25 protein-coding genes and 1 pseudogene are annotated in these 23,835 nt (G+C 39.1%); 19 read left to right on the forward strand and 7 right to left on the reverse strand.

Annotated elements, in window-relative coordinates:
* The coding region (locus L652_RS0114635; protein WP_024596570.1) for a chloride channel protein at nt 1-494 on the reverse strand (494 nt) is incomplete at its 3' end.
* A gap of 321 nt (nt 495-815) precedes the next feature.
* Here L652_RS0114635 and erpA point away from each other — a divergent pair.
* The gene (gene erpA, locus L652_RS0114640) at nt 816-1,154 is read left to right on the forward strand and encodes an iron-sulfur cluster insertion protein ErpA (protein WP_002958911.1); all 339 of its coding nucleotides are present in this window, start codon (nt 816-818) and stop codon (nt 1,152-1,154) included.
* A gap of 49 nt (nt 1,155-1,203) precedes the next feature.
* Here erpA and L652_RS0114645 read toward each other — a convergent pair whose 3' ends face one another.
* Nucleotides 1,204-1,392, reverse strand: coding sequence for a hypothetical protein (locus tag L652_RS0114645; RefSeq protein ID WP_024596569.1), 189 nt, complete (start codon nt 1,390-1,392; stop codon nt 1,204-1,206).
* Between the two features lie 446 nt (nt 1,393-1,838).
* Here L652_RS0114645 and L652_RS0114650 point away from each other — a divergent pair, with 446 nt between their 5' ends.
* Nucleotides 1,839-2,078 carry a helix-turn-helix transcriptional regulator gene (locus L652_RS0114650; protein ID WP_002958908.1) on the forward strand — a complete coding sequence of 80 codons (240 nt, stop codon included), beginning with the start codon at nt 1,839-1,841 and terminating at the stop codon, nt 2,076-2,078.
* Nucleotides 2,079-2,148: 70 nt separating this feature from the next.
* On the opposite strand, the gene L652_RS0114655 is transcribed toward L652_RS0114650, so the two are convergent.
* The 4 genes from L652_RS0114655 to L652_RS0114670 are packed head-to-tail and all read right to left on the reverse strand — an operon-like array spanning nt 2,149 to nt 5,904.
* Nucleotides 2,149-3,528: an MFS transporter gene (locus L652_RS0114655; RefSeq protein ID WP_024596568.1), complete on the reverse strand. Its 1,380-nt coding sequence runs from the start codon at nt 3,526-3,528 to the stop codon at nt 2,149-2,151.
* Nucleotides 3,529-3,577: 49 nt separating this feature from the next.
* Nucleotides 3,578-4,198, reverse strand: a complete 621-nt coding sequence (locus tag L652_RS0114660; protein WP_002958906.1) for a peptidylprolyl isomerase — start codon at nt 4,196-4,198, stop codon at nt 3,578-3,580.
* A 2-nt stretch (nt 4,199-4,200) separates the two neighbouring features.
* Complete coding sequence (locus L652_RS0114665) at nt 4,201-4,761, reverse strand: YajG family lipoprotein (protein ID WP_024596567.1); 561 nt, start codon at nt 4,759-4,761, stop codon at nt 4,201-4,203.
* On the reverse strand, nt 4,762-5,904 hold the full coding sequence (locus tag L652_RS0114670) for a methyltransferase (protein ID WP_024596566.1): 1,143 nt from the start codon (nt 5,902-5,904) through the stop codon (nt 4,762-4,764).
* Between the two features lie 42 nt (nt 5,905-5,946).
* Between L652_RS0114670 and L652_RS0114675 the strand changes: the two genes are divergently transcribed.
* The 17 genes and pseudogenes from L652_RS0114675 (at nt 5,947) to cyoE (ending at nt 22,986) form a co-directional block, all read left to right on the forward strand.
* Entirely contained in the window at nt 5,947-6,558 is a 612-nt protein-coding gene (locus L652_RS0114675) for an alpha-ketoglutarate-dependent dioxygenase AlkB (RefSeq protein WP_024596565.1), read from the forward strand.
* 61 nt (nt 6,559-6,619) lie between these two features.
* Nucleotides 6,620-6,931, forward strand: coding sequence for a BolA/IbaG family iron-sulfur metabolism protein (locus L652_RS0114680; RefSeq protein ID WP_024596564.1), 312 nt, complete (start codon nt 6,620-6,622; stop codon nt 6,929-6,931).
* Between the two features lie 113 nt (nt 6,932-7,044).
* On the forward strand, nt 7,045-8,238 hold the full coding sequence (fabV, locus tag L652_RS0114685) for an enoyl-ACP reductase FabV (RefSeq protein WP_024596563.1): 1,194 nt from the start codon (nt 7,045-7,047) through the stop codon (nt 8,236-8,238).
* Nucleotides 8,239-8,866: 628 nt separating this feature from the next.
* Nucleotides 8,867-10,210, forward strand: coding sequence for a Na(+)-translocating NADH-quinone reductase subunit A (locus tag L652_RS0114690; RefSeq protein WP_024596562.1), 1,344 nt, complete (start codon nt 8,867-8,869; stop codon nt 10,208-10,210).
* Between the two features lie 4 nt (nt 10,211-10,214).
* Entirely contained in the window at nt 10,215-11,417 is a 1,203-nt protein-coding gene (locus L652_RS0114695; RefSeq protein ID WP_002958899.1) for an NADH:ubiquinone reductase (Na(+)-transporting) subunit B, read from the forward strand.
* Nucleotides 11,410-12,162 carry a Na(+)-translocating NADH-quinone reductase subunit C gene (locus L652_RS0114700; protein ID WP_002958898.1) on the forward strand — a complete coding sequence of 251 codons (753 nt, stop codon included), beginning with the start codon at nt 11,410-11,412 and terminating at the stop codon, nt 12,160-12,162. The genes L652_RS0114695 and L652_RS0114700 overlap by 8 nt, the downstream gene beginning before the upstream one ends.
* Nucleotides 12,162-12,794 carry an NADH:ubiquinone reductase (Na(+)-transporting) subunit D gene (locus tag L652_RS0114705; protein WP_002958897.1) on the forward strand — a complete coding sequence of 211 codons (633 nt, stop codon included), beginning with the start codon at nt 12,162-12,164 and terminating at the stop codon, nt 12,792-12,794. The genes L652_RS0114700 and L652_RS0114705 overlap by 1 nt, the downstream gene beginning before the upstream one ends.
* Nucleotides 12,795-12,804: 10 nt before the next feature.
* Nucleotides 12,805-13,413, forward strand: a complete 609-nt coding sequence (gene nqrE, locus L652_RS0114710) for an NADH:ubiquinone reductase (Na(+)-transporting) subunit E (protein ID WP_002958896.1) — start codon at nt 12,805-12,807, stop codon at nt 13,411-13,413.
* Nucleotides 13,414-13,431: 18 nt separating this feature from the next.
* Nucleotides 13,432-14,661, forward strand: coding sequence for an NADH:ubiquinone reductase (Na(+)-transporting) subunit F (nqrF, locus tag L652_RS0114715; RefSeq protein WP_002958895.1), 1,230 nt, complete (start codon nt 13,432-13,434; stop codon nt 14,659-14,661).
* Between the two features lie 109 nt (nt 14,662-14,770).
* Complete coding sequence (locus L652_RS0114720; protein ID WP_024596561.1) at nt 14,771-15,802, forward strand: FAD:protein FMN transferase; 1,032 nt, start codon at nt 14,771-14,773, stop codon at nt 15,800-15,802.
* Nucleotides 15,803-15,903: 101 nt separating this feature from the next.
* Complete coding sequence (gene nqrM, locus L652_RS0114725) at nt 15,904-16,116, forward strand: (Na+)-NQR maturation NqrM (protein WP_007376137.1); 213 nt, start codon at nt 15,904-15,906, stop codon at nt 16,114-16,116.
* 1,305 nt (nt 16,117-17,421) lie between these two features.
* On the forward strand, nt 17,422-17,841 hold the full coding sequence (locus tag L652_RS0114730; RefSeq protein ID WP_024596560.1) for a hypothetical protein: 420 nt from the start codon (nt 17,422-17,424) through the stop codon (nt 17,839-17,841).
* Between the two features lie 322 nt (nt 17,842-18,163).
* Nucleotides 18,164-19,117 (forward strand): ubiquinol oxidase subunit II, encoded by a 954-nt coding sequence (gene cyoA, locus L652_RS0114735; RefSeq protein ID WP_024596559.1) that lies wholly within the window; start codon nt 18,164-18,166, stop codon nt 19,115-19,117.
* 2 nt (nt 19,118-19,119) lie between these two features.
* Entirely contained in the window at nt 19,120-21,108 is a 1,989-nt protein-coding gene (gene cyoB / locus L652_RS0114740; protein WP_024596558.1) for a cytochrome o ubiquinol oxidase subunit I, read from the forward strand.
* Nucleotides 21,105-21,736 (forward strand): annotated as a pseudogene (gene cyoC, locus L652_RS01000000123870) (cytochrome o ubiquinol oxidase subunit III). Before cyoB ends, cyoC begins: the two are co-directional and overlap by 4 nt.
* Entirely contained in the window at nt 21,736-22,092 is a 357-nt protein-coding gene (gene cyoD, locus L652_RS0114750; RefSeq protein ID WP_002958101.1) for a cytochrome o ubiquinol oxidase subunit IV, read from the forward strand. The pseudogene cyoC and the gene cyoD overlap by 1 nt, the downstream one beginning before the upstream one ends.
* Before the next feature lie 9 nt (nt 22,093-22,101).
* Entirely contained in the window at nt 22,102-22,986 is an 885-nt protein-coding gene (gene cyoE / locus L652_RS0114755; RefSeq protein WP_002958102.1) for a heme o synthase, read from the forward strand.
* Nucleotides 22,987-23,087: 101 nt separating this feature from the next.
* On the opposite strand, the gene L652_RS0114760 is transcribed toward cyoE, so the two are convergent.
* Complete coding sequence (locus tag L652_RS0114760) at nt 23,088-23,753, reverse strand: hypothetical protein (protein ID WP_024596557.1); 666 nt, start codon at nt 23,751-23,753, stop codon at nt 23,088-23,090.
* Nucleotides 23,754-23,835 lie beyond the last annotated feature (82 nt).

Below are 23,835 nucleotides of genomic sequence, written 5' to 3' on the forward strand. Positions count from 1 at the left end.
CCTGCCGCTACTCCACAACCACTTAGAGTACGCATGGCATTATGCGGTAAATGCAGCTTATCTGCCAAAATACTCGCCCCCGTTGCGCCCATATGCACGGAAGGCCCTTCTCGGCCAACTGAAAAACCGCTAATGAGAGCAAGTGCGCCACCAACAAATTGATTAACCGTATTGTATAAAGGCATTTGCCCGTAGTGACGTTTAATTCTGTGTATAACAAAGGGGATACCCAAGCGGTAATGTTTAAACCCAGTAAAGGCAGCAAACGTGGCTATTAGTAATGCAGCAACTAAAGGCATTAGTACACGTTCAAGTGTTGGTAGGGTAGTAAAGTCGTCAGGTGTTTCTAAAAATAAGCTTTGGAAAAACAGAATGGTTAAGCGAAATAAAATAATAAAAAATGCAGCAATTAATCCGGCAACTACGCCTAATAAGCATAATTGTACAGATGTTTTAGGTTTTGCCAGCCGACGCCTGAGTTGCTCAAGCCACATGCATAATTCCTCGCTGTATTTTTCAGCAGCATTTTAGCAAAAGAGTTTAGCTAAGTCCTTGTGATTTTGAAATTTTCGTAACTTATATTAACAATTTGCAGTGAAGATTAAGACCTATTGCCTATAACTAAAATATTTAATGAGTTTATAGCGTATAAAGGTCGCTTTTAGTTTGCTTAAGTATTATTTTAGCTAGTTAATGTTTGGCCACTTTTTTACTAATTTATAGATATAACTTAGAGGAAAGAGTTGTTTTACTATACTTGATTAAAACACTCGGGTATTAGATAATCACGCCATTGCGATATTGAGGGTTTTAAAATGTCTGAAGAATTACCAATTAAGTTCAGCGATGCGGCTGCTGTTCGTGTTAAACAGTTAATCGACGAAGAAGAAAACCCAGACTTAAAACTGCGTGTTTATGTAACAGGCGGTGGTTGTTCTGGTTTTCAATATGGTTTTACTTTTGATGAAAAAGCGAATCCTGGCGATTTAGAAATTGTAAAAAATGGTGTAACACTCGTTATTGATCCAATGAGCATTCAATATTTGGTTGATGGTGAGGTTGATTACACTGAAGGATTAGAAGGTGCACGCTTTTTTGTATCTAATCCAAATGCAACAACAACCTGTGGTTGTGGTGCAAGCTTTAGCGTTTAACAGCCAAACGCTAAATAGAATAAAGCCGCTTTTGCGGCTTTTTTAATGCCTATAAATCAGTTGGTGCGTATTCGGTAATTTGCATTATCAATACAAAAAAGCCGAGTACAAAGGCTGAAAACGCTAAAATATACATAAAGCCTTTTTTACCTTGTTTAATTGGTACGCCGTTGTGGCGCAAAAAAAAGTACCAACCTAAACACAACACGATAGGTAATAAAAAAAGAAGTCTGAACATTACTTGGCCTTTTTAGTGCAAATTATTGCTTAATAATAAACGTGTAACATTAAAAAGGAACAAATATGTTATAAATATTTTTAAGCTGTTTTATGAAGGTAATATTATTTTTTTAATATTTTCTGATAACTTAGGTCAAATATTCAGTGTTTATAAATGTTCGTTCAGGTTGATTTTGTACCGAGTATGTAATTAATTATTTAACCAAAGTGTTAATAGTATATAATGTATCCAAGAATGAGACGGGCAAAATTTCATTCTCAATAAAAACAAATCTTTACCATATTATTAGCGTAGTTTTTAGCTGTGTTGGTGGAGTGAGTAGCAACACATGCTTTATTAAGCAATAGCTTGCTATTGAAAGTATGACTGCTTACCTGCCTACGGCTATTGATGGAAACTACTGCTTTAATGGGTACGTCAAATCATCTAGTAGGAGATGTAAAATGATGGGCAAAACAGTTTCTTCTGAAGAAAATGCAAAGCTAACAAAGTGGCTTAAAACCAAGCGCCATGAAAAGGGTCATACAATGCGAAGCCTAGCACAAGTGCTTGGAACGCCTCATTCATTTATCGGCAAGATTGAAAATCAAGAACGCCGTTTAGATGTCATTGAGTTTGTTCGCTATTGTACAGCTCTAGAAGTTGATCCACATGAAGCACTTAGCTTGCTAAAAGTAGATTAACTCAATAATTGCTTAGTACACTTTAAGGGGCACTTGATAGTGCTAAGCAATATGTTAATGCAGGGATGCATTAAATATTTTTGTGGTAATTCTTCTCAAGCTCATACAACTTATGCCTAATCAGATATAAAAATATCAACGAAGGTAAAACCATTAAGGCTGTTAAAATAAAGAACAGCGACCAATTTCCCATTAACCAATCATCAATTACTACACCACTGTAGCTTGAAAGCAATGTTCGTCCTAAATTCCCTAATGACGCCAGTAATGCATAGTGCGTTGCACTAAATGCTCTATCGCATAACATCGATATAAAGGCCACCATAGCGACCAACGACCACGCTTGCGTAAAGCCATCAATAACAATAGCAAAGGCATACAGCCTTAGGTCAGGGCCAGCTAAAGCAATCCACGAAAAGGCTAAGTTTGAAGCAGCCATTGCAATACCACTTACAAATAAACCCTTAACAATGCCATATTTTTGATTAAATAAACTGCCAACAAAGGTAAATATGATTGTAAGTACCGCTGTACCTACCTTCGAAAATGTAGCTATATCGCTATTGCTAAAACCAATTTCTTTATAAAACACAATCGACATGCGCCCTAAAAACGCTTCGCCTATTTTAAATAAGAAAATAAACGCAAGTAATGCTAGTGCTGTTTTAACGCCATTTTTATTAAAAAAAGCTCTAAAGGGATCAATAACGGTTACCGCAAGCCACGCAACAGTTTTTGTTAAAGGAGTTTGTTTTGTAGAGGACAGTTTTTCAAGGTACACACGCTCAAGTTCAGCATGTACTGCTTCGCGGTTAGTTTCGGGCTCTTTTGCAAACAGTGCTCCACTCATTAACAGCAGCATTACGGCAGCTAAAAAGTAATAAATTTGTGGCCAGTCGAGCGAGGGTATATCGGCCATGTAAAATGGAATGGCGCCTAAAAGTGCATAACCTGTCCACCAACCCGAAGTTGCCATTGCGGCTGCAGCGGTTGCTTTGTGTGATTCGCTTTCGCTTAGGGTGTCTATTCTAAAGGCATCAATAGCAATGTCTTGAGTAGCCGAAGCAATGGCGATTAATAAACAAATCGCAGCAACAATTGCCAAATTAGCTTTTAAATCAAGCCCTGCTAATAGCAAGGTGCCAATAAAAATAAAACTTTGGCAAAATAGTATCCAACTGCGACGCTGGCCTAGCCATTTATATAAAATAGGAAGTTTTGTACGGTCAATGAGTGGTGACCACAAAAAGTTTATGCTGTAAGCGCCAAATACAATGCCAAATAGGCCTATCATACTGCGACTTAGCCCCTCATCTTTTAGCCAAGCAGACATAACAGAGCCAATTAAAACCCACGGAAAACCGCTACTCATACCAAATATGAAAATGTGGATTAAGCGTTTGTCTTTAAAGTAAGAAAAATATTCGCTAATAGAGAGAGATTTGCTCATAGGGCCTTCATTGGCTTTGATGCAGAGCAGCTAGGCTGCTCTTAAAAAATTATAGTGGGACTTGTTCAAGTACTTTAATATTTAAGATGACAACAGGTTTTTTAGGTACGAAATCGTAGCCAATTTTCTCATTAAAACCGGTTTCAACAGTCATAATTTTATCAAGCGTGTCGTAACCATCCATTACGCTACCAAATACTGCAAAGCCCCAATCTTTCCCTGGATTTAAGTGATCGTTATTATCCATATTAAAAAAGAATTGGCGAGTTCCTGAGTGCGGTTGTCTATCTTGATAGGCCATAGCAATGCTATACATATCGTTTTTTAAACCGTTGCCGCTTTCATTAAAAATAGGGTCATTTTCATGTAGGCCATCATAGTCTTTATCGTAACCGCCACCTTGAATAACAAAGTCGCGATCATTTTCTACATCGCGCTCAATACGGTGAAAAACGCTGCCTTGATAACTTTTGTCTGACACGTAAGTTAAAAAATTATTGACTGTGATGGGCGCTTTAGAGCGATCCAGCTCAACCACGATGCTACCCATTGACGTTACAATTTCTACGCGTGGAAAAATGTTGTCCTTTTGCACAAAGCGGCCTTCTTGGGCTGCTAAGCTACTTACACTAAAGAATAAGCCTAAGCAGATTAAAAAAAGTCGTTTCATAGTTAACCTTCTAAAAATTCTATTAATTCAGGGTCAGATACAATGCGGGTAATAACTTGCTCAGTCAACTTATTGAGTTGACCTTCTATTTTTGCTTGCTCATGACTAAATGGGCCTTCTAAATTAGCACTACCTCTATACACTTTACTAAAGTTACTTGAGGCGCGAATAACACGCACGCCAAGTTCTATGTGGGCTTCGCTGGTATGGCTCACTAGCTTTTCGGTTACAACAGCTTGCAATGCATGAATATCTACTTCAAAGCGAACCGTTGCTAAGTTAGAAATACTGGCTCCATTGCGGCTTAGGGCGCTGTCTAACACACTTTTAATAGAGCTGGTAATACCTTGGCTTGCAAAGGTTTTAGTTTTGTCTGACTCAATAAGTTTAAGTGTTGATGTATCGCCACGTAAATCAATTACACTAGTACTTAAGCTACTATTTATAGTGCTAATTTGACCATTTTTATAAACTGGGTTAAGTATTACTTGGCTAGGCTGATTCGCGCAGCCAGCAAGTATCAGTAATACACAATACCCAATTATAATGTTTGTTAATTTCATTTATAGCATTCCACTATTTTTTGTTGCACTTAAAACGACAAACTTTTTGTTTGAACCTAGCAACTTACAGTTGCCAAACATACGGTTTAATTTATCATGATAATCTAAATGACGATTACCAATAATACGCAGCTCGCCGCCTTCTTTTAAAGTATCTTTTGCTTGTTTAAACATTTGCCAAGCAATATGGTCGGTAACGGCCTGAGCTTGGTGAAATGGAGGGTTACAAAGCACCATATCTACACTGTCTCTTTCAAAGCCTGTTAAACAGTCGTTTTCGATGAACTCGCAGTTATCAAACTTATCGCCTAGGTTAATTTCTACATTTAACCGAGCCGACTCTACTGCCATGTAAGACTCATCAACAAAAGTAACTGATGCATTAGGGCAACGAGCAAGCGTCATTAATCCAACAACCCCGTTACCACAGCCTAAATCAATAATGCTTTTAGCTTTTGGTGTTTCTGGTAAGTAGTTAAAAAAGAAGCGTGCACCAATATCTAACGAATCACGCGAAAACACATTTGCATGGTTTGTTATATTAAACTCAGTACCTTCAAGCTCCCACGTTACAGGGAAGTCTGCTGCTTTATATCCGCCTTTAGCATTGCTTAATATTAGACGTGATTTTTTAACTGCTAGGCTAGTTTTTGTTTCACCAATAAATTGCTCAAATGATTTTATTGTTGAGTTATGAATTTCTTTTGTTTTACCTGCAGCAATTACTGGCGTACCAGGTGCAAGGACTTCACTGAGCTCACTTAACTGAAACTGTAAAAAACCTAAATTACGAGGGATTTTAATAAGTACTAAATCAACATCCTGCGGTAATGCCGACAAACTATCTACTTGCGTAAACTCTGCTGTAGGCAGCTTGTTTTCTTGTAAGTTATAAGCCGCAGCTTGGTGGCTAATATAAGAATCGTTAACTGAACAAACCGTTAACTTATTAAAATAACAAGCAAGCGCACCAAAGCTATCGTTTAAAATAAGCAATGAGCGACAATCAGGGTGATGTTCGTTAACATAATTGATAAGGTACTCATCTGCCGAATCCCACGCTTGTAAGCTGCGGTTTTTTTGATCCAAAGGAAAGCGTTCAAGAGTAAAGGTTTTATCGCCTAGCTGGGCTTGCGTCGTCATAATGGTTCGTTGATCAGTAATCTAATGTAGGTAAATTCTAACATGCAACGGCAAAACGCCAACCCCCAACAGTTACCAAATGGCTTTTCTTATCAAAGTAGGGCACTTAGTGCACAAAAAAGCCTCGATCTATTTTATTATTTGCAAAAAAACCTACGTTGGCAGCAACCCGATGTAACTGTTTATGGTAAAACGGGGCCTATTCCACGGCTACAATGCTTCATGAGCGATTTGAATATTGAATACGGCTATTCAAGTAGTAAGCAAATAGTAGAGCCATGGGATGAATTGTTACTTAATATGAGAAGGCGTTTAGAGGCGCACTTAAATCAGCCTCTAAACTCATTACTCGTTAATTATTACCGAGATGGTAATGATACGATGGGCTGGCACAGTGATGATGAAATAGAGCTTGGTGATAAACCAACAATTGTGTGTGTCTCGCTAGGAGCTGATCGGGTTCTAAAGTTAAAGCACAAGGCGAGCAATAAAGTAACCGACTTAAAATTACAAAGTGGCAGCTGTTTAATAATGAATGGACATAGCCAGCGAGATTATCAACATGCAATACCTAAACAAACAACGCTTGCACATCCTCGAATAAGTTTAACTTACCGATTTATTAAGGACATTAAACAAAAGCAATTTAGTTAGCCAAGCGCTGCGTTAAATTGTTATAGTAAGTGTATAAATTAGCTAATTAAAACGGTCTTTTATGTCAATGCAGCAACAGATCCAAGAAAAAATAAGCAACGCTATTGCGTGTAAACATTTAAACGTAATTAACGAAAGCCATATGCACAGTGCGGGCACTGAATCACACTTTAAAGTAATAGTGGTTAGCGAAGGTTTTACAGGTAAACGTTTATTGCAGCGCCATCGTGAAATTAATGAAATTCTAAAAGATGAATTAGCAAATCATATTCATGCACTCGCAATTCATACATATACACCCGATGAGTATACAGAGCAGGGCGGCGAGGCACCTGATTCACCTAATTGTATGGGCGGCTCTAAATTAGCTTAAATAATTAATAGCGATTTGATTGTTACACTTGTGGTTAACTGATCAGATCAGTGTTTTTAGTATTAGCCTTTAAACTAGCGCTAATTTTTATTGTAAAAGATATAGGATGATCAATGGTCATTAAGCCTAAAATTCGTGGATTTATCTGCACAAACGCACATCCAGCTGGTTGTGCAGAGCATGTTCAAGAACAAATTAACTATGTAAAACAACAAGGCGCATTAAAAAATGCACCAAAAAATGTATTAGTTATTGGCGCATCAACAGGCTACGGCTTGGCTTCGCGCATTACAGCAGCGTTTGGTGGTGGTGCTAAAACATTAGGTATTTTCTTTGAAAAAGAAGGTACAGAACGCAAAACAGGCTCTGCTGGTTGGTACAATACCGCTGCTTTTCAAGATGCAGCAGACGAAGCAGGCCTTTGGTCTAAAAATATTAATGGCGATGCGTTTTCTAACGAAATTAAACAAAAAGCAATCGACACTATTAAAGCAGATTTGGGCAAAGTAGATTGTATTATTTACAGCTTAGCGTCTCCTCGTCGTACAGACCCAAATACGGGCGAAGTTTACTCATCTACGCTTAAACCAATTGGCAGTGCCGTTACTACTAAAAACTTAAATACATCAAAGCGTGAAATTGATGAAATTACTGTTGAAGCTGCAAACCAAGACGATATCGACAACACCATTAAAGTAATGGGCGGTGAAGATTGGGAAATGTGGATTGACGCATTAAAAGAAGCGGATGTATTAGCCGATAACTTTAAAACGACTGCGTACACTTATATTGGTAAAGAGCTAACATGGCCAATATACGGACACGCTACTATTGGTAAGGCTAAAGAAGATTTAGACCGTGCAACCGCTGCTATTAAAGAATCAACAAAAGATTTAAATGGTGAGGCATATGTTTCATCACTTAATGCTGTGGTAACGCAAGCAAGTTCTGCTATTCCTATTATGCCGTTATATATCTCTGCTTTATTTAAAGTTATGAAAGCAGATGGCACATACGAAGGCACTATTGAGCAAATTCACGCTTTATTTAGTGAAAACTTGTATGGTGAATCTCCTCGCTTTGACGACGGTGGACATTTATTCCAAAACTACAAAGAGCTAGAAGACGATGTACAAGCTCGCGTGCAAGCTGTTTGGGATAAAGTAGATACGAGCAGCATTGATGAGCTAACAGATTATGTTGGTTACCATAATGAGTTTTTACGCTTATTTGGTTTTGGTATAGATAGTGTTGACTACGATCAAGATGTAGATTCAGTTAAGCCAATTGCCAATATGATTGACTAACAGAACTTAGGGCCTGTTTATCTTTCGAGGTTAAATTTGCAGCAGCCTGTTTGGTATTTAGGCAAGACAGAGCCTATGTAGTGTGGTTATTCCCCATAAATGGGCGATGACGTGGAATAAATGCCAAACATGCGCTGCCCAAAGGGTTCTGCCTAGGGGCTATTTACTCTTTGTTGCTTGGTTTTTACTTAGCCCACTAGGTTACAAACCTCACGCCGCGATTAAATAGCCCCTAGATTGAACAAATTTTAATCCTGAAAGGTCAACAGGCCCTAGTTATAAAAGCCGCTATCGCGGCTTTTTTTGTATTATGCGATTTGTTGAATTTACGATGAAATCAGGAATGATAATTGCTTAGGCTACCACTTTGGTCTAGCTTGATTTTTATTTAATTCACTTAACAAAACTAAATAAGTGTTTCTGTCGTATAATTTTCATAAATACACTCGCATAGTCATCTAAAATGATGTTAAAATCTCGACAATATGTGATGAGTTTTACTACGTTGCTTGTTTGATATCTCTAGCAAGCTGCTCTTTTGTACCTTGATATAACTTGGAATAACTCAAATGGCGACGTGGTTGATACGATTTTTCAGTTTCTTTCCTTTAATGTAATGCAAGTGCGTATGATCAACATAAAAAAAGGTCTGGATTTACCCTTAGAGGGCGCGCCACAGCAAGTTATACATGACGGTTCTGCTGTCAAACGTGTAGCTGTGCTTGGCGAAGAGTTTATCGGTATGCGTCCAACCATGCATGTTCGTGTGGATGACCAAGTCAAAAAAGGCCAGGTACTTTTTGAAGATAAAAAGAACCCAGGCGTCCTATTTACTGCTCCAGCTTCTGGTACAGTAAAAGAAATAAATCGTGGTGCTAAACGTGTGCTGCAATCTGTTGTTATTGAAGTAGCAGGCAGTGAGCAAATCACCTTTGACTCTTTCAAAGCAGACGAGCTTCCGAGCTTAGAGCGCGAAAAAGCCAAAGAAGTACTTATCCAGTCTGGTCAATGGACAGCACTTCGTGTTCGCCCATTCAGCAAAGTAGCGGCTGTGGATGCAAATCCTAGTTCTATTTTTGTGACCGCAATCGACACAAACCCATTAGCTGCAGATCCTGCAGTAATTATTGCAGAAAATGCGCAAGCATTTGAAGCGGGTCTTGCAGTTGTTTCGCGTTTGACCGATGGCAAAGTATTTGTGTGTAAAAAAGCAGGCAGCCAAGTTCCTAGCTCATCTATAGCTCAAGTAGAAGTACATGAGTTTGGTGGTGTGCATCCGGCTGGCCTCGTTGGCACTCATATCCATCATCTTGATGCAGTTTCTGTTAGCAAACAAGTTTGGCATATTGGTTACCAAGACGTTATTGCGTATGGTCACTTATTCCTTACTGGTGAAATTTACACAAATCGTGTTATTTCGCTTGCAGGTCCTCGCGTTAAAAACCCACGTTTAGTGAAAACACAATTAGGTGCTTCATTGGATGATTTAGTGGCTGGTGAGTTAGAAGACGGAGATAACCGCGTTATTTCTGGTTCTGTTCTATCGGGTTCTATTTCAAACGGTGTTCATGCATTCTTAGGTCGTTACCACGTTCAAGTATCTGTTTTACTTGAAGGTCGCGAAAAAGAATTGTTTGGCTGGATTGCACCAGGTAGTGATAAATTCTCTGTAACGCGTACATTCCTTTCTCACCTTGCACCAAGTCGTTTATTTAAAATGACAACGTCAACAGGTGGTTCAAAACGTGCCATGGTACCAATTGGTAGCTACGAGCGCGTAATGCCGTTAGATATTTTGCCTACTCTATTATTACGTGACTTAATTGCACGTGATTTAGACAGTGCAATTTCATTGGGCGCGCTTGAACTTGATGAAGAAGATTTAGCGTTATGTACCTTCGTTTGTCCAGGCAAATACGAGTATGGTTCTATCCTACGCGATTGCTTAACTACGATCGAGAAGGAAGGCTAGAGAGATGGGTTTAAAAAAATATCTAGAAGATATCGAGCCGAATTTTGAAGCCGGTGGTAAATATGAAAAGTTTTATGCACTGTATGAAGCAGCTGCAACTATTTTTTATACACCAGGCTACGTAAATAAAGGCGCGACACACGTACGCGATAACATCGACCTAAAACGTATGATGATTTTAGTGTGGATGGCGACGTTCCCAGCTATGTTTTTTGGTATGTTCAATATCGGTCATCAGGCCGCTGGTGCTTTAGCACAAGGTTTTGAACTAGCAAACACGTGGCAAGTTGGTTTGTTCCAGTTATTCGGTGGCGAGTTAACCGCTGATGCAGGCTGGGGCGCTAAGATGTTCTATGGAGCATGTTTCTTCTTACCTATCTACGCTGTAACATTTGCAGTAGGTGGTTTCTGGGAAGTTATATTTGCTTCAGTGCGTAAGCATGAAATTAACGAAGGTTTCTTCGTTACTTCTGTATTATTCGCACTTATTTTGCCAGCAACTATTCCTTTATGGCAAGTTGCGTTAGGTATTACGTTTGGTGTGGTAATCGCTAAAGAAATCTTTGGTGGTACTGGCCGTAACTTCTTAAACCCTGCTTTAGCCGGTCGTGCATTTTTATTCTTTGCATACCCAGCTCAAATCTCAGGTGACACAGTATGGACAGCAGTAGATTCTTTCTCTGGTGCAACTATGCTAGGCCAAGCATTTGCTGGCACACTTGACTTTGCAAACATGGAATTATGGTGGAATGCGTTTTATGGTTTCATTCAAGGTTCTGTAGGTGAAACATCTACACTTGCATTATTAGTAGGTGGTTTGTTCTTAATTTACGTTCGTATCGCTTCTTGGCGCATTGTACTAGGTGTATTCCTAGGTATGGTAGCAACTGCATTTTTATTAAATGCTGTTGGCTCAGAAACTAACCCTGTATTTGCAATGCCTTGGTATTGGCATTTTGTACTTGGTGGCTTTGCGTTTGGTATGTTCTTTATGGCTACTGACCCTGTATCAGCTGCATTTACTGACAAAGGTAAATTAGCATATGGTCTATTAATTGGCTTTATGGTGGTTATGATACGTGTTGTGAATCCTGCTTTCCCAGAAGGCATGATGCTAGCAATCTTATTTGCTAACTTGTTCGCTCCACTGTTCGATCACTTTGTAGTGCAGGCTAATATTAAGCGGAGGTTGGCACGTAATGTCTAGTAATAACGAATCAATCGGCAAAACGTTATCAGTTGTTGTAGCACTATGTTTAGTGTGTGCAATCATTGTATCGTTTGCTTCTGTACAGCTTCGTCCTTTACAGCAAGCTAATAAAAACAAAGATATTCAAAGCAATATCTTAGCTGCTGCGGGCATCGACAAAGTTGAAAATGTTCTTGAAACATTTGATGCAAAAATCGAAGCGCGCGTTGTAAACATGACTACAGGTGAGTTTGTAGATACAGACCCAACAATCTTTGACTTTGAAAAAAGCAAATATGATGCAGCGCTAAGTGTTTCTCTTCAAGAGAAAGGCGTTAAAGATATTGCTGGTATTCAACGTGTGACTAAAGAGTCACCGGTGTATATCTCTAAAAAAGAAGATGGCTCAGTTGATGCAATCATTCTTCCTATCCAAGGCTACGGCTTATGGGGCTTGATGTACGGTTTTATCTCGCTTGAAAGCGATGGTGAAACAGTTAAGGGCATTATCTTTTACAAGCATAATGAAACCCCAGGTCTTGGTGGCGAAATCCAAAATCCACAGTGGACTGCTACATGGGAAGGTAAAGAACTTCCAATTCAAATTGTTAAAGGTACTGCGGGCAATGATGAGCATAAGATCGATGGTCTTTCAGGTGCTACATTAACGTCTAACGGTGTTGATCATGCAGTTGACTTTTGGACTGGCGAAAATGGCTTTGGCCCTTTCCTTGCGAAAGTACGTAAAGGAGCATTGAAATAATGGCTGATACTAAAGAAATGAAGGCGGTCCTATTCGGTCCGGTTTTAGCTAACAACCCAATCGCACTACAAGTACTTGGTATTTGTTCTGCGCTAGCGGTAACGTCTAGCTTAAAAAATGCGTTAATTATGTCAATCGCATTGACACTTGTAACTGCGTTTTCGAGCTTCTTTATCTCGCTTATTCGTAACCAGATCCCATCATCTGTACGTATCATCGTACAAATGACAATTATCGCATCATTGGTAATCGTTGTTGACCAAGTATTACAGGCATTTTCTTATGCTACTGCAAAAGAGCTTTCTGTATTCGTTGGTCTAATCATTACTAACTGTATCGTAATGGGTCGTGCTGAAGCATACGCGATGAAGTCGCCACCACTTATGTCATTCCTTGACGGTATTGGTAACGGCTTAGGTTACTCTGTAGTACTACTTACTGTTGGTTTCATTCGTGAGCTATTTGGTAAGGGTTCACTATTCGGTGTTGATATTATCCCATTAGTACAAGATGGCGGTTGGTATCAGCCTATGGGTCTATTGATCTTACCACCGAGTGCATTCTTCATCATTGGTTTATTCATATGGGTACTGCGTACTTATAAGAAAGACCAAGTAGAAGCTAAAGCGTAAGGGGCAAATAGTGGAACATTATATTAGTTTATTTGTAAAAGCCGTTTTTATTGAGAACTTAGCGTTGTCATTCTTCTTAGGCATGTGTACTTTTTTAGCGGTATCTAAAAAAGTAACTACATCAATTGGCCTAGGTATAGCGGTTATAGTTGTATTGGGTATTTCTGTACCTGTAAACAACTTGGTTTATCATGCGGTACTTGCACCTGGTTCACTAACTTGGTTAGGTTACCCAGATGCAGATCTTAGCTTTTTACGTTTCTTAACTTTCATTGGTGTTATTGCAGCACTTGTGCAAATTCTTGAAATGGCGTTAGATAAGTTTTTCCCTGCACTATACAACGCGTTAGGTATCTTCTTACCACTTATCACAGTTAACTGTGCAATATTTGGTGCGGTATCATTCATGGTTGAGCGTAACTATAACTTCGGCGAGTCTGTTGTTTATGGTATTGGCGCTGGTGTTGGTTGGGCACTTGCAATTACATTACTTGCAGGTATCCGTGAGAAACTGAAATACTCAGACGTACCTGACGGCTTACGTGGTTTAGGTATTACCTTCATCACTGTTGGTTTAATGGGACTTGGCTTTATGTCATTCTCTGGTATTTCACTGTAAAGGTAGCGAGGATAAATCATGGATTATCAGATTTTCTTAGGCGTTGGTGTTTTTATCGCTATCGTTGTACTACTGGTTTTAGTCATCATTGGTGCTAAATCTCAGTTAGTTGCAAGTGGCGATATTATCATCGGCATTAATGGCGACCCAGATAAAGCCATTAAAACATCAGCAGGTAGTAAGCTTTTAGGCGCACTATCTGAGTCAGGTATATTTGTATCATCTGCTTGTGGTGGCGGTGGCTCTTGTGGTCAGTGTCGTGTACACATTAAAGAAGGTGGTGGTGATATTCTGCCAACTGAGCTTGATCACATATCTAAAGGTGAAGCCCGTGAAGGCTGTCGTTTAGCGTGTCAGGTAAATGTTAAAAATGACATGGAAATTGAACTTGAAGAGTCAATTTTCGGTGTTAAGAAATGGGATTGTGAAGTTATCTCTAATGATAACAAAGCAACGTTCATCAAAGAACTTAAGCTGCAAATTCCAGATGGCGAGTCAGTGCCGTTTCGTGCGGGTGGTTACATCCAAATCGAAGCTCCACCTCACCATGTTAAATATGCAGATTTCGATGTTCCTGAAGAGTATCGTGGCGACTGGAACCATTTTGGTTTCTTCGATCTGGAGTCAAAAGTAGACGAAGAAACAATTCGTGCTTACTCAATGGCTAACTACCCAGAAGAAGAAGGCATCATTATGCTTAACGTGCGTATTGCTGCTCCACCTCCAAGAAACCTTAGCTTGCCATGTGGTAAAATGTCTTCGTACATTTGGTCACTTAAAGAAGGCGACAAGGTAACTATTTCGGGCCCATTTGGTGAGTTCTTTGCTAAAGACACTGACGCAGAAATGGTATTTGTTGGTGGTGGTGCTGGTATGGCGCCAATGCGTTCTCATATCTTTGACCAACTTAAACGTTTGAACTCTAAACGTAAGATGAGTTTTTGGTATGGTGCACGTTCTGAGCGTGAAATGTTCTACGTAGAAGATTTTGACGGCCTAGCCGCTGAAAATCCTAACTTCGTATGGCATACAGCACTTTCAGATCCACAGCCTGAAGATAACTGGGAAGGCTATACTGGCTTTATCCATAACGTGTTATTTGAGAACTATCTTAAAGATCACGAAGCGCCTGAAGATTGTGAGTACTACATGTGTGGTCCTCCAATGATGAATGCGGCAGTTATTACTATGCTTAAAGATTTAGGTGTTGAAGACGAAAATATCTTACTAGATGACTTCGGTGGCTAACACTAATACCAAAACAGTTTAGTTTTGGTTAAAATACCAGCCTCGTAGCACTTGTGTTACGAGGCTTTTTTTATTCTTTAATTTTATCAATCTATTAAGTAGAGCTGTTATGAATCGAGTAAGTACTTCACAGGGCATAATGGCCTTTTTACTAATTACACTGACTGTATTATTGTCTGGGTGTGGTGAAAAGCCAGAGTTAAAAGAAACCTTTTTAGAAGGTAAGACTATGGGTACCACTTATCATATTAAATATTATGATGAGCAAGCCCAGCTATCGGCTTCACAACTACAGCTGCAAATAGACGCTGTTTTAAAAGATGTGAACCAATCTATGTCTACTTACATAGAAGACTCTGAAATAAATACATTTAACAGATTACCTGCAAATCAAGTCATGCCAATTAGCGAAGATTTTAGGGCTGTTATAAGCGAGTCTATTCGCTTGGGTGAATCGACTAAAACACTCGACGTAACAATGGGGCCTTTAATTGATTTATGGGGCTTTGGGCCTGATAAAAAACCAACTAATCGCCCAAGTGATGAAGAGCTTGCAAGTATGGTTGAAAAAATAGGCATTGATAAACTTATCTTAAATGAGCAAGGACTGGCTAAAACAGTTAATGGACTGGAGCTTTCTTTTTCGGCAACAGCTAAGGGCTATGGTATTGATAAAGTTGCCCAGTTATTAGAAAGCCACGACATTACTAATTACATGGTTGAGATTGGTGGTGAGCTGCGTATAGCAGGTGAAAAGCCAAATAATCAGGATTGGAAAATCGCGATTGAGCAACCAGATGCGCAACCTGGAGAGCGTAAGGTACACCGTGTCTTATCGCCAGGTACAAGTGGTATAGCGACATCGGGTGATTACCGTATTTTTTATAAAATGGATGGCGAGATCTATACCCACTTAATTGATCCAGCAACAGGTATGCCTATTAAGCACGACTTAGTGTCGGTAACTGTGCTTCATCCAAGCGCTATGACGGCAGATGGTTTAGCGACGGCACTTACTGTAATGGGGATGCAAAAAGCGCAAGCTTATGCTGAACAACATGATTTACCGGTTTATTTAATAGGTAAATCAAAAGAGGGTTTAGTTACCTACTCAAGCCCAGCATTTAAGCCTTATTTATAGTATGGTGCTGACTTGTTTATTTCCGTGTTATTTGGGTATATAATAGCAGTCGCTCAAAAATATTTGAGTTTAATTTATTGCTGATCAATAGGGGCTAAGCAATGTCACTTTTTCTTCTTACTTTTGGCTTACTAATTTTGATAGTTTCGGCTATGGCCGTTGGTATGATCGTGCAAAAAAAATCTATGGCAAGCAGCTGTGGTGGTTTAGGTTCGGTTGGTATTGATAAAGCCTGTGATTGCGATGATCCATGTGATAAACGCAAAAACCGTTTAGCAAAAGAGCAAGCCTGGAAAGAAAACCAAATTATTTAAGCCTGTCTTAAATATTAAAAAGCGCTTTATAGCGCTTTTTTTGTGCCTGTAAAACGCCTTCGCATCATAGTTTCCAAAGCAATCCAATCTAAATGTATTAGACAAAGGTATATAGTTTAGTTTTTTTCACCTATTAGGTTTATTTTTCTCGTTTGTCAAATTGGAGCTAACACTCTAAAGTTTAACCATAGACAAAGAGCAAGGCTCTCGTCATAAGCTTGAGGCATAAGTTAGCCTCGCTTAAAAGAATCTTTATATTGTGTGTGAAGATGTTGTCAGTGTGAAAGGCAACTCAAGTTTGGTGGTGACTGAGTTTGAGTTGTTTTTATTCCCTACAATTGCCACGCAGTGTAAGCCAAGAATCTTTATATTGTGTGTGAAGATGTTGTCAGTGTGAAAGGCAACTCAAGTTCGGTGGATTCACTTCCATAAAGAACGAGTTTGAGTTGTTTTTATTCCCTACAATTGCCACGTAATGTAAACCAAGAATCTTTATATTGTGTGTGAAGATGTTGTCAGTGTGAAAGGCAACTCAAGTTCAGTGGTGACTGAGTTTGAGTTGTTTTTATTCCCTACAATTGCCACGCAGTGTAAACCAAAAATCTTTATATTGTGTGTGAAGATGTTGTCAGTGTGAAAGGCAACTCAAGTTCGGTGGATTCACTTCCATAAAGAACGAGTTTGAGTTGTTTTTATTCCTTACAATTGCCACGTAATGTAAACCAAAAATCTTTATATTGTGTGTGAAGATGTTGTCAGTGTGAAAGGCAGCTCAAGTTCGGTGGTGACTTAGCTTGAGTTGTTTTTATTCCCTACAATTGCCACGTAGTGTAAACCAAGAATCTTTATATTGTGTGTGAAGATGTTGTCAGTGTGAAAGGCGGCTCAAGTTCGGTGGTGACTGAATTTGGGCTGTTTTTATTTGTGCCACACAATTATTACTCCCTCCTAAAAACCTATAATCCTATTAAATATTTCTCTTTAAATCGTTTTTTATTTTAGCTAACCGAATGTTTTTTATCGTGTTATTTTTTATTAACAAAATAGCTTCGAAAGCTTAACTCAAATTAATTGATTTTTAGTTGAACAGAAAATTCTCTTTGTTATACTCACGTTCGAACTTTCAGTAAGTTTTGAAAGTTTGGTTGATACGGATCAATTTTCGCTAGGTAAATATGTGCTAGCTGGATTTGATTGTATTTAGCACCTGGTTTCAGGGTTTACAACAGCAATGTTTTTTAAATTTTTCCATTGCAAACTGTATTACTCTAATTTTGTTATAGTCATTTTAGTAGGTTAATGTCTTTGAACACACTTTCTTTGCATCATACAGCTACGGAACTTGCCTCTGGCGAGCCGCAGACGTGTGAACGCTTGAATAAAGCAGGCAAGGGCGTGTGTGTAGCTATAACTTTATTAGTGTTTAATACTGTAATGTTGCTAAGCGGTGCATTAGAGGATGCCTTCAAGCTTGAAGCGCTATTAAGTGATGGGTTTATTGTAGAGCCACTGTTACTTAATCTTGCGCAATTTTTAGCTCATCCGATCATATCAAGTCAGTTACTTATTGGCCTTTGTTGGTTATTGTTCCATATTTGTCCAGCGCGTCGTGCTGGCATAATCCTCCGTAAAGCAGCCTTTGCTTTTAGCGAGGCTAAAGTTCAGCAACCTGTGATCTCTTCACATGGTTGTCGTGCTCCACCTAGCTTTACAGGTTGCCTGTAACGCTGCATCTTGTTGCTGGTTTTAATTATTTGTTCTTGCTGTAAATAATTAAGGTTAGCTAAAACAAAGTAGCTTCGTGTTTCTTTAAACACATTTCAGCCAACCACCACTCACCCAAGTTAACTTTTATTACGTTATATAAATGCGTTTAGAAAGCTGGGTTTGTTGCTAGGTCATTAATGGCATGAGCTTTAGGTTTTTTTGAATAGCCCCCTTATTTTTATAATTTAATTCTAGTTAACTTGGGTTTTTATTGAAAAATCGTTGCTTTGGTTTTTATTTTAAGCAGCAAATTGAAACTCTAGGTTTGTAGGATACTCCCTTGTTAATTCGTAACCTTTGTAATATTGCTTTAGCTAGTACAGTGCTGGCGTTGTCAGGCTGTAAAGGCGGGATACTCGATCCAAAAGGGCAAATAGGCATTGATGAGAAAAATTTAATCATCATCGCAACCGTGCTTATGTTGCTTGTAGTCGTTCCCGTTATTGTGATGACTTTGTATTTCGCTTGGAAATATAGAGACACTCAAAACCAAGAAATTTATGCTCCAAAATGGGCTCATTCAAATAAAATTGAAGCCGTTGTTTGGGCTGTTCCTATTGTTATTGTAATCATTTTAGGTGTTATTACCTGGCAGTCTACCCAAGACTTAGACCCCTATAAACCCATTGAAGGTAAAGGTGAACATCTTACTGTTGAAGTGGTTTCACTAAACTGGAAGTGGCTATTTATATATCCTGAGCAAGGTATTGCTACGGTTAATGAATTAGTGTTCCCAGCAAATGTACCTGTTGAATATAAAATCACCTCAGAGAGCACAATGAATTCATTTTTTATTCCGCAATTGGGTAGTCAAATATACTCAATGGCTGGGATGGAAACCAAGCTTCACTTAATTGCAAATGAGCCAGGTACGTTTAAAGGCTTTTCAGCAAATTACAGCGGCGCAGGTTTCACTGGCATGAAATTTAATGCCATTGCTACACCTACTCAAGCAGACTTTGATAAGTGGGTGAGTGATGTGAAAGCGAATTCAAGCGCTAATAACCTGACTCATGCAAATTATGTTGAGCTTGCAAAAGCAAGTGAAAATAACCCAGTAGCATATTACGGAAAAGTTGATGACGGCTTATTTCATACCATTGTTATGAAGTATATGCAGGCGCATGGCGATATGAAACACCATGCATTGGGCGAACATGGGCAAATGAGTAAAAAGCATCATGAAATGAGTGAGCACTCAATGCCTTCATCTCACAGCCAAGGCGAGGAATAATAATGTCGTTATTAGGTAATCTTTCACTCGACGCAATTCCGTTTCATGAGCCAATTCTTGTGTTCACGATGTCGGTTATTGCGATAGCTGGGCTTATTATTGCCGGGCTTATTACAAAGTATAAAAAATGGGGCGTGCTTTGGCGCGACTGGATCACGTCTGTTGATCACAAACGCTTAGGCGTAATGTATATTCTTTTAGCACTAATAATGCTGTTTCGTGGTTTTTCTGATGCAATAATGATGCGTGCGCAGTTGGCACTTGCTACCAGTGGTGCGCCAGGTTATTTACCACCAGAACACTACGACCAAATATTTACTGCCCACGGCGTAATCATGATCATATTTATGGCAATGCCATTTATGATTGGTCTAATGAACATTGTATTACCACTTCAAATTGGTGCTCGCGATGTTGCTTTTCCATTTTTAAATAATTTAAGTTTTTGGTTTACAGCCAGTGGTGCAATTTTAATTAACTTATCACTTGTATTTGGTGAATTTGCAAAAACAGGTTGGGTGGCATATCCGCCGCTTTCGGAGCTGACCTTTAGCCCTGGGGTGGGGGTCGATTATTATATTTGGGCCTTGCAAATATCCGGGCTCGGTACACTTCTAACAGCCGTAAACTTTTTAGCAACCGTGTTTAAAATGCGTGCACCAGGTATGACCCTAATGAAAATGCCAATTTTTACATGGGCATGTACATGGGCAAACATCTTAATTGCAGCATCATTCCCAATTTTAACTGCTGTACTTGCAATGCTAACGCTTGACCGTTATCTAGACTTCCACTTCTTTACCAATGAATTGGGCGGTAACGCCATGATGTACATCAACCTGTTTTGGGCATGGGGTCACCCTGAGGTATACATATTAGTATTACCAGCGTTTGGTATTTTTTCTGAAATTATTTCGACCTTTGCCGGTAAACGTTTGTTTGGTTACAAATCGATGGTTTATGCCAGCGGTGCAATCTCAATTTTAGGCTTTATTGTTTGGTTACATCACTTCTTTACTATGGGCTCAAGTGCTAACGTTAACGCGTTCTTTGGGGTAATGACTATGGTTATTGCCGTACCAACTGGGGTTAAGTTGTTTAACTGGTTATTTACTATTTACCGAGGTCGATTACGTATAAGTGTACCGGTACTTTGGACTCTTGGCTTTATGGTTACCTTTACCGTAGGCGGTATGACCGGTGTATTACTTGCCATTCCTGGCGCCGATTATGTACTGCATAACAGCTTATTCTTAATTGCACATTTCCATAACACAATTATTGGTGGTGCTGTGTTTGGTTACCTGGCCGGTTTTGTATTTTGGTTCCCTAAAGCAATGGGCTTTAAACTTAATGAAAAATGGGGCAAAGCATCATTTTGGTGTTGGATTATTGGTTTCTTCGTAGCATTTATGCCGCTGTACGTACTTGGTTTCTTAGGTATGACACGTCGCTTAAACCACACTAACAACCCAGATTGGAACATGTGGTTATACATTGCCGCAGGCGGTGCTGTAATTATTATGTTTGGTATTATCAGCCAAGTAATTCAATTATATGTGAGCTTTAGAGACCGTGAAGCGCTTGACGATACAACAGGCGATCCGTGGAACGGCCACACACTTGAGTGGGCTACAAGTTCACCTCCGCAAATTTATAACTTTGCAACAATTCCACATATTGATGATATTGATGCATGGACCGATATGAAAGAAAAAGGTCAAGCATATCAAGATAAAGCAAACTACAGCCCTATTCATATGCCTAAAAACACATCAGCTGGCGTGTTAATGGCAGCAAGTTTAACAGTATTTTGTTTTGCAATGATTTGGCATATTTGGTGGTTAGCTGTTGTTGGACTAGTAGGCGGAATTGCCATATTTATCAAACGTTGTTACACCAGCGATGTAGATTACTATATACAACCTGATGAAATTGCACGCATTGAAGCTGCATATAATTCAAGTGGCGTTAAGGAGTTAAAAGCGTGAGTACACTTTCTGCAAATTTAGACTCTGTATCACACGATGATCATGCCCACGCGCATGATCACCACGATACTTCGGGTGATACCGTATTTGGTTTTTGGTTATACCTAATGACCGATTGCCTACTGTTTGCCTCGTTTTTTGCCACTTACGCTGTGTTATTTATGAACACAGCCGNGCCGGTGGCGTATCGGGTAAAGATATTTTTGAACTCGACTTTGTAGCAGTAGAAACTGCAGCACTACTGATTAGTAGTATTACTTTTGGTTTTGCCATGATTGCCGCTCAAGGGCAAAAAAAGGCACTAACACTGACTTGGTTATTTGTTACGTTTTGTTTAGGTGCTGTGTTTATTGGTATGGAAGTATACGAATTTCATCACCTAATTGTGCATGGCAATGGTCCACAACAAAGTGCCTTTTTAACATCGTTTTTCTCATTAGTTGGCTTACATGGTTTACATGTAACAGCGGGTCTAATTTGGATGACCATAATGATGATTGAAGTTGCTAAACGCGGCTTAGGTAAAGCAACCGTAACGCGTTTAAGCTGCTTAAGCCTATTTTGGCACTTCTTAGACATTGTCTGGATTTGTGTATTTACCGTTGTTTATTTAATGGGAGCAATGTAATGAGCCACAGCGAAACGCATGCGTTAAAGCAAACGCAAAGTGATCATCATGATGAATCTCATGGCAGTGTTAAAACTTACTTAATTGGCTTTGTGCTATCGGTAATTTTAACTGCTATACCGTTTTACATGGTAATGGAAGGTGACTTCTCAAAAGCAACAACGCTTTGGAGCATTGTTACTTTAGCAATCGTACAAATTTGGGTGCATTTAAAATACTTTTTACACCTTAATTTTACCACCGAAGATGGCCGTGCAAGTACTTTTTCATTCCTATTCAGTGCTCTGATCATCGTAATGGTTGTTGGGTTATCTGTTTGGATCATTTATGAATCTAACGCAATGATGATGTACTAGGAGTTGAAGATGTTTCGTCGTTATTTATCAGTGACAAAGCCGGGTATTATTATGGGCAATTTGATCAGCGTAGCGGGCGGGTTTTTACTTGCCTCGCGCGGTGATATAGACCCATGGTTAATGATTGCCACATTAATTGGTTTGTCGCTAGTGGTTGCATCAGGTTGCGCTATCAATAATGTTATAGATAGAGACATAGATGTGGCCATGGCGCGTACTCGTACGCGGGTTACAGTAACGGGCGAAATGTCGGCCTTTGCTGCACTTAGTCACGGTATTTTATTGGGTGTTGTGGGCTTTGGTTTACTTATCGCCTACACCACTCAAGCCGCGGTATTTTTTGCAGCCTTTGGTTACGTAATTTATGTAGGGGTTTATAGCCTCTACATGAAACGCAACTCAGTATATGGCACTTTTGTAGGTAGTCTCTCTGGCGCTGTACCGCCAGTAGTTGGTTACTGCGCCGTAACAGGGCAGTTCGATATGGGCGCATTAATACTGCTAGTCATGTTTAGCTTGTGGCAAATGCCGCATTCATATGCCATTGCTATTTTTCGCTTTAAAGATTACCAAGCTGCAGGTATTCCTGTATTACCTGTAGCGCAAGGAATTGATAAAGCAAAGCGCCATATCGTACTTTACATTGCTGTATATGCATTGGTGGTGATGTTGCTACCAATTACTGGCTACACAGGTGCTGCCTTTATGGCTGTTGCTTGTATTACCAGCTTTTGGTGGTTGCTAATGGCGCTGCGTGGTTATCGTCGTAATATTGATATGAGTAGCTGGGCACGTAAAGTGTTCGCATTTTCAATTATTAATATTACAGCGTTAAGTATTGCTATGGCTGTTGATTATCATAGTGTTGCTCCACAGCTATTAACGCTTACCTAATTTAAAAATTTTTAACTATTCCAAAGTTAATCCAAAGGCTCGAAAGGGCCTTTTTTTATGCCTAAATATTAAAATAATTGAACATCAGTATTCTCACCCTTTTACTTTCTAAAATCATCAGCATTGTAATAAAGTGGTTTGAGGGTGCCGCAGTTAATAAATTTATAGGTAAGCTCATTTTCAGCTGGGACACGTTTTGAGGTACGAAGCTTTTGCATACATGCATTAACTAAATCAACAAAAATAAGATGGTTATAGCTCGGCGCTTGTTGAATTTTATGAATATAAATACGCTCAGTACCGCCTAGATTAATCATGTCGTAATCTTGCCATTGCGATGATTCACTTAAATCTTTTAGCTCTCTGGCATACAGTTGCTTACTCAGTTCAAGCTCTTTTTTTGAGTAAATTAAGCTGCCACCTTGTTGATAATCACCCTCGTAAATATCGGCAATAATCGTAATTTCTTCACCACGCATTAAATGTTGAATATTAAACGCTTGTGGCTTAACCGTGATTAGCTCAGCATTTCTAACAAAGTTTAAGAGTGCGACATCGGGGTTTCCTATTTTATAAACAACTTGCACATCATCTGGAGAATTATAACTAGGTAAGTTAATCGCAATTATAGATGAGCCTTGATTAACCAAAGCCATAGGATGCTCAGCATTGTAAGTGGGGTCTACCGGTGGTAGTTCTGTTTTTTCTTCTTCTGCTACAGCAAAGCCACTTAAAGTAACTAGTAATAAAGTAAGTAGTAGGCGCATTATAATCTCAATTAATTTATGAGCTTAAATTGTAGTATAAAAATATATATTACATTGAGTTAATTACACTTAATACTTAACT

This window comes from Pseudoalteromonas sp. TB25 (genome assembly GCF_000497995.1).
In the GTDB taxonomy this organism is placed as follows: Bacteria; Pseudomonadota; Gammaproteobacteria; order Enterobacterales; family Alteromonadaceae; genus Pseudoalteromonas; species Pseudoalteromonas distincta.

Coding starts and splice junctions, on each gene's coding strand:
- L652_RS0114650 (WP_002958908.1), top strand. CDS start 1,839: ATGATGGGCAAAACAGTTTCTTCTGAAGAAAATGCAAAGCTAACAAAG.
- cyoE (WP_002958102.1), top strand. CDS start 22,102: ATGTTTCGTCGTTATTTATCAGTGACAAAGCCGGGTATTATTATGGGC.
- L652_RS0114645 (WP_024596569.1), bottom strand. CDS start 1,392: ATGTTCAGACTTCTTTTTTTATTACCTATCGTGTTGTGTTTAGGTTGG.
- L652_RS0114690 (WP_024596562.1), top strand. CDS start 8,867: ATGATCAACATAAAAAAAGGTCTGGATTTACCCTTAGAGGGCGCGCCA.
- nqrM (WP_007376137.1), top strand. CDS start 15,904: ATGTCACTTTTTCTTCTTACTTTTGGCTTACTAATTTTGATAGTTTCG.
- L652_RS0114670 (WP_024596566.1), bottom strand. CDS start 5,904: ATGACGACGCAAGCCCAGCTAGGCGATAAAACCTTTACTCTTGAACGC.
- erpA (WP_002958911.1), top strand. CDS start 816: ATGTCTGAAGAATTACCAATTAAGTTCAGCGATGCGGCTGCTGTTCGT.
- L652_RS0114760 (WP_024596557.1), bottom strand. CDS start 23,753: ATGCGCCTACTACTTACTTTATTACTAGTTACTTTAAGTGGCTTTGCT.
- L652_RS0114700 (WP_002958898.1), top strand. CDS start 11,410: ATGTCTAGTAATAACGAATCAATCGGCAAAACGTTATCAGTTGTTGTA.
- nqrF (WP_002958895.1), top strand. CDS start 13,432: ATGGATTATCAGATTTTCTTAGGCGTTGGTGTTTTTATCGCTATCGTT.
- cyoB (WP_024596558.1), top strand. CDS start 19,120: ATGTCGTTATTAGGTAATCTTTCACTCGACGCAATTCCGTTTCATGAG.
- L652_RS0114695 (WP_002958899.1), top strand. CDS start 10,215: ATGGGTTTAAAAAAATATCTAGAAGATATCGAGCCGAATTTTGAAGCC.
- L652_RS0114720 (WP_024596561.1), top strand. CDS start 14,771: ATGAATCGAGTAAGTACTTCACAGGGCATAATGGCCTTTTTACTAATT.
- L652_RS0114665 (WP_024596567.1), bottom strand. CDS start 4,761: ATGAAATTAACAAACATTATAATTGGGTATTGTGTATTACTGATACTT.
- L652_RS0114655 (WP_024596568.1), bottom strand. CDS start 3,528: ATGAGCAAATCTCTCTCTATTAGCGAATATTTTTCTTACTTTAAAGAC.
- L652_RS0114680 (WP_024596564.1), top strand. CDS start 6,620: ATGTCAATGCAGCAACAGATCCAAGAAAAAATAAGCAACGCTATTGCG.
- L652_RS0114660 (WP_002958906.1), bottom strand. CDS start 4,198: ATGAAACGACTTTTTTTAATCTGCTTAGGCTTATTCTTTAGTGTAAGT.
- L652_RS0114675 (WP_024596565.1), top strand. CDS start 5,947: ATGCAACGGCAAAACGCCAACCCCCAACAGTTACCAAATGGCTTTTCT.
- L652_RS0114705 (WP_002958897.1), top strand. CDS start 12,162: ATGGCTGATACTAAAGAAATGAAGGCGGTCCTATTCGGTCCGGTTTTA.
- cyoD (WP_002958101.1), top strand. CDS start 21,736: ATGAGCCACAGCGAAACGCATGCGTTAAAGCAAACGCAAAGTGATCAT.
- fabV (WP_024596563.1), top strand. CDS start 7,045: ATGGTCATTAAGCCTAAAATTCGTGGATTTATCTGCACAAACGCACAT.